The sequence below is a fragment of the Pseudoalteromonas shioyasakiensis genome, assembly GCF_022398475.1.
Taxonomy (GTDB): Bacteria; Pseudomonadota; Gammaproteobacteria; order Enterobacterales; family Alteromonadaceae; genus Pseudoalteromonas.
In genome coordinates this window covers 1-4,467 of the sequence record NZ_JAKEVM010000212.1, presented here as the reverse complement: position 1 = coordinate 4,467, position 4,467 = coordinate 1, and the positions used below count along the sequence as shown (strand labels likewise).

Below are 4,467 nucleotides of genomic sequence, written 5' to 3'. Positions count from 1 at the left end.
ATTTATAATTTAATCAATGTGTTGTGGTTTTAAAATAATAAAGGGCTGCAATTAGCAGCCCCAACTTGAAAATTATGCAAAGTGTTTTTCTAAATCGTCAGAGCCACCAATGTGCTCACCGCCTATGAATACTTGCGGCACTGTCTCACGACCAGAAATCGCTTTTAAACTAGTTAATGAAGCGTGTTGACCTAATACGATTTCTTCGTACACATAACCTTTCGTCTCTAGTAACGCTTTAGCTTTTGTACAGAACGGACAATTAGGCTTGGTAATAATACTCACTGATTCTGGTTTTACCTGTGCTGGGTTAATGTACTCAAGCATGGTATCTGCATCAGATACTTCAAACGGGTCGCCAGGCTTTTGTGGCTCGATAAACATTTTTTCGATAACGCCGTCTTTTACCAACATAGAATAACGCCAACTGCGCTTACCAAAACCTAAGTCGTTTTTATCGACTAGCATACCCATGCCGTCGGTAAATTCGCCGTTGCCGTCTGGCAATAAAGTGATATTTTGCGCTTCTTGGTTTTGTGCCCATGCATTCATTACGAAGGTATCGTTTACAGAAATACAGACAATGTCATCAACACCGTTTTGTTTAAATACAGCCGCAAGCTCGTTATAACGTGGCAAGTGAGTTGATGAACATGTTGGTGTAAATGCACCTGGTAATGCAAATAGCACAACTGTTTTACCTTTAAAAATTTCGTCAGTGGTCATTGATTTCCACTGCTCGTCTACACGTGTTGCGAATGTAACGTTTGGTACTTTTTGGCCTTCGATATTGTTTAACATTGTTTTGATTCCTCTTGATTTGTTGAGTGCCATTATGCGATTTAATTTATGATAGCTCCAATCGTTTGTTTGTATTAGTATGATAGGTAAAAGCTATTGGTGGTGTAATATGAATTTAAAAGACTTTGAATACGTTAAAGCGGTTGCACAATATAAGCACTTCAGAAAAGCAGCTGATGCTTGCTATGTCAGCCAACCGACATTAAGCGGGCAAGTTAAAAAGCTTGAACAAGAGCTGGGAGTTGTTATTTTTGACCGTTCAACAAAGCAAGTCACGTTGACTGTGCAAGGTGAACAACTTCTTAAGCAGATCACACTGATCCTAGATCAAACCCAAGTGCTTAAAGAAATAGCTGCCAGCTCACATGACCCACTAAAGGGTAAAATCAATGTCGGTATTATTCCTACCATTGCACCTTATTTACTGCCAACACTCTTAACTTCTATGAAGCAGGCATTTAGTGAAACCCAGTTTTCATTTATAGAAATGCAAACAGCGCAAACGCTGGTGGCCCTTGATAATGGTGAGATTGATATTGCAATTGTTGCTGATGTTGCCGATTTAGCGCCTTATCATGTGTCACCGCTTTATAAAGAAGACTTTTTAGTTGCGGTTTCTGAGCAACACGCTTTAGCACAACATACTGAAGTTGCCTTAGCTCAATTACATGAATGTGACTTATTAATGTTAAACGAAGGGCATTGCTTTAAGGAGCAAGCTGAGCAATTTTGCTTTTCAGCTGGGGTTGAAGTCTCGAATCAATATAAAGGTAACAGTATTGAAACCTTACTCGCGCTGGTGGCAATGGATGATGGGGTAACCTTTGTTCCTAAGCTTGCATGTACACCACGTGAAGGAGTGAAGTATTTAGCTATAACACCAAACCAGCAACGCCAAGTTGTCATTGCAACTCGTAAGCACTACCCACATATAGCTGGTGTTGAGCAATTAGCTAACTGGCTAAATGCTCATGAAGGCCTACAAGCTCATTTACTCACTAGCAGCTAATTCAACAATATCGTTAATTTGAATGTTAGGTAGTGGTTGCTTATCTATACTCATGGCAACCGCTGATTGCTGATAAAGCTGAGTCACTTTTATTTGATTAAGTGTGGTGATTTTGTGCGGAAGCTTATTACCCTGTGCATCCGTTAGGTAATTATGATGGGCTATATTTAAAATTTGCCCTTGCTCAAGCCCATGCGCCTTACCCAAGTTGATGATTAGTCTGTCGTTTTCGATATGCAGTATTTTACCTTGGGTGGGTAAGCAGGCCATGGCTGCTTGTAAGTCATAGGTTAGGGTTTGGTTTATATCGCTAATAGCTTGGCCATAGTCAGTTGCCCAAAATCGGTCGCTATATACATCGATGATCTCAGTCTTTTTATACGGCCAAATACCTTCTGTTTGGTAGCTTTTTTGCCAGAGCTTTTCGTAAGTGGTGCCATCAAATAAGACGTAATCTACTTTGTATGCACGCTTGAAACTATCATCTTGCCAAAATGCATAATCGTTGTTGATCTTATGGTTAACCGATAAATCACGAATACGGCTCAGTAATACATATTGCGAGTTACTGCGGCTAGTGATCTCTTCAAGTAGTGCATTACTGTAATCGTATTGCTGAGTGAAAAAGTGATCTACTCGCAACGGCATATTGTAATAGGCTGTCGGTTTAGCTGCCATTTGCGTATTACTTAAGCTGGCATATAAGTGTTCACTAATGGCTTTGTTTACGTCAAAAATTTGGCCCATACGCGCTTGCTCGCGGTTGGCGAGTTGGCTTTGTGTCACGGCAATAAATTTGGTGTATTGGTTTGCAGGGCATTCTTCTGCTTGGGCAAAAATATCGAGGCGAAGCGTGATGGCATAGGTGTCGTTATGGCGGTCTTCGCTGATCAATTCTATTTTCTGGATTTCACCATGGCTGCTTATTTTTAGCTGATCTTGCGTCAAAACCCCGTCAACTAGTGTCTGTACAGAGCTTACTCGAGCGCCAGAAAACACTAAAGCTTGAGTTATGGCGTCTTTAATGGCGGCAGATTTGGCTTGGCTCGTATCGCCATTTTTTACAACTGCATGGCCTGTAGATTCAAACCACTGCGCTAAGCTATTGTTAGAAAACAAAATTGTAAAGGCTAAGCCAAGGCCTTTTAAGCTGGCTATTGTTTTATTTTTCATGCTGACACCTAGCATTAAAACCAATGAATAACCTAAATGAGCAAGGACTGTACCACAGTGGCATTAAACGTGCATATTTGTAGCCAAAGAGTTTTAAGCGGAAGCAAATTATGCGAGCACTTCTATTCGGTGGGCTGGTTGCCTGCGCAGCATTAACCGGCTGCAGTAGTATTTTTGATAAACATGTAGAATACACTTACATTGAGCCAGATAGCTACCCAGTGCTAAAAGCCGTGGGTTATGCGCCAATTAGTGCTCAACCAGGTAGCAATGAATCGCAGCGTACTCTACTTGCGATTAAAGCCTCAAAGCTTGAAGCTTACCGCGAGCTTGCTGAGCAAGTTTACGGGCAAAGAATTTCCGCAGGCACTACAGTGCAAAACAGCATTGCTCATAATGATCAATTACAAAGCCAAGTACAAGGTGTGATCAAAGGTGCACAGGTTATTAAAACCTATGCAGTAGGGGACACCTACGCAACTGAATTACAGCTTGATATGAAGCGAGTGCACGATTTATACATCGGCGAAGTAAAACCGCGCCAAGTAAAAAAAGTAACATATTATTAGGTGCAACTTAGTATTGGCTTGCTGCATAAGTCCAGCAAATTCTGCAAGCATTAAAAAAGCGCGATAACTTAGTTATCGCGCTTTTTTAATGAAATAGTATTTAGGCTTTCAAGTTGTGAACGATTTTCTTATCGCCTTGAATCACGCTACCGCCTTGGTCGTAGGTCATCGATGATGGTGCACCGATTAAAATATCTTTAAGTTGCTTAACACTCAACTGTGCTTGATGGGCCGCGTGAGCGTTTACATCGTTTTTCTTTTTGCAGCTTGCTAGGAGAGTATTTACTTGCTTAATAAGTGTACTTACTTCGTCATCTTGCGATTCGTTATGCGCAACAAGCTTTTGCACTTCTTTATCAATGGTTTGAATTTGTTGGAGCAAAGAGATTTTTTGTTGGGCAATACTCTTTAGTCCGTCGCCACGCTTTGCAGCAATGGCTGTCAACTCATCATCTAACAGCGCAGCAATAGACTCCAAGCACGAAACTTGTTGTGTTAATTTGCTAGCTATTAAATGATTATGATCAGCCATAGACATCAAACTCGAATGCAGCGATGTTCTTTGCTAGCTTTTCAGCATCAATTTGGTATTTACCTTCACTGATTGCTTTTTTCAGCTCAGCCACTTTATTGCTATCAAAGCCAGATGATTGCTCTGCTTTTTCTTGCAAAGATTTTAGCTGTTTAGCTTGAGGAGTTAAGCTCACAGAATCTGCACTTGCTTTTGGTGCGGCCGATTTTGCAGCGGCTGCATTAGCATTATCTTTTTGTAAATCAAGCTTTTTTTGCTTGGTATTTGTCAACACAGAAGGCTGTTGTTGACCATTATTGACATTGCTTACCATAATTTTTACCTATACATTACCCAACATATGCCTTTATATCGGCGGGCACAGCGGATACTTTAGCATAAAT

Annotated in this window: 6 protein-coding genes; 2 read left to right on the top strand and 4 right to left on the bottom strand. The window is 40.8% G+C overall.

Annotated elements, in window-relative coordinates:
• Window positions 1–72: 72 nt before the first annotated feature.
• Window positions 73–801: a glutathione peroxidase gene (locus tag L1D51_RS20530; RefSeq protein ID WP_054562228.1), complete on the bottom strand. Its 729-nt coding sequence runs from the start codon at window positions 799–801 to the stop codon at window positions 73–75.
• A gap of 109 nt (window positions 802–910) precedes the next feature.
• Here L1D51_RS20530 and L1D51_RS20525 point away from each other — a divergent pair, with 109 nt between their 5' ends.
• Window positions 911–1,810: a LysR substrate-binding domain-containing protein gene (locus L1D51_RS20525; RefSeq protein WP_054562227.1), complete on the top strand. Its 900-nt coding sequence runs from the start codon at window positions 911–913 to the stop codon at window positions 1,808–1,810.
• Here the strand turns inward: L1D51_RS20525 and L1D51_RS20520 are convergent.
• Window positions 1,793–2,983, bottom strand: coding sequence for a flagellar assembly protein FlgT (locus tag L1D51_RS20520; RefSeq protein ID WP_055020695.1), 1,191 nt, complete (start codon window positions 2,981–2,983; stop codon window positions 1,793–1,795). The genes L1D51_RS20525 and L1D51_RS20520 overlap by 18 nt on opposite strands.
• A gap of 110 nt (window positions 2,984–3,093) precedes the next feature.
• Between L1D51_RS20520 and L1D51_RS20515 the strand changes: the two genes are divergently transcribed.
• A complete protein-coding gene (locus tag L1D51_RS20515) occupies window positions 3,094–3,552 on the top strand; it encodes an LPP20 family lipoprotein (RefSeq protein WP_054562225.1) in 459 nt (152 codons plus the stop codon).
• Between the two features lie 100 nt (window positions 3,553–3,652).
• Here L1D51_RS20515 and flgN read toward each other — a convergent pair whose 3' ends face one another.
• Complete coding sequence (gene flgN, locus L1D51_RS20510; protein ID WP_055197941.1) at window positions 3,653–4,084, bottom strand: flagellar protein FlgN; 432 nt, start codon at window positions 4,082–4,084, stop codon at window positions 3,653–3,655.
• Window positions 4,077–4,397 (bottom strand): flagellar biosynthesis anti-sigma factor FlgM, encoded by a 321-nt coding sequence (gene flgM / locus L1D51_RS20505; protein WP_054553314.1) that lies wholly within the window; start codon window positions 4,395–4,397, stop codon window positions 4,077–4,079. The genes flgN and flgM overlap by 8 nt, the downstream gene beginning before the upstream one ends.
• Window positions 4,398–4,467 lie beyond the last annotated feature (70 nt).

What these genes read in the sequence shown, in the direction of transcription:
- flgN (WP_055197941.1), bottom strand. Translation starts at nt 4,084, where the DNA reads ATGGCTGATCATAATCATTTAATAGCTAGCAAATTAACACAACAAGTT.
- L1D51_RS20520 (WP_055020695.1), bottom strand. Translation starts at nt 2,983, where the DNA reads ATGAAAAATAAAACAATAGCCAGCTTAAAAGGCCTTGGCTTAGCCTTT.
- L1D51_RS20515 (WP_054562225.1), top strand. Translation starts at nt 3,094, where the DNA reads ATGCGAGCACTTCTATTCGGTGGGCTGGTTGCCTGCGCAGCATTAACC.
- L1D51_RS20530 (WP_054562228.1), bottom strand. Translation starts at nt 801, where the DNA reads ATGTTAAACAATATCGAAGGCCAAAAAGTACCAAACGTTACATTCGCA.
- flgM (WP_054553314.1), bottom strand. Translation starts at nt 4,397, where the DNA reads ATGGTAAGCAATGTCAATAATGGTCAACAACAGCCTTCTGTGTTGACA.
- L1D51_RS20525 (WP_054562227.1), top strand. Translation starts at nt 911, where the DNA reads ATGAATTTAAAAGACTTTGAATACGTTAAAGCGGTTGCACAATATAAG.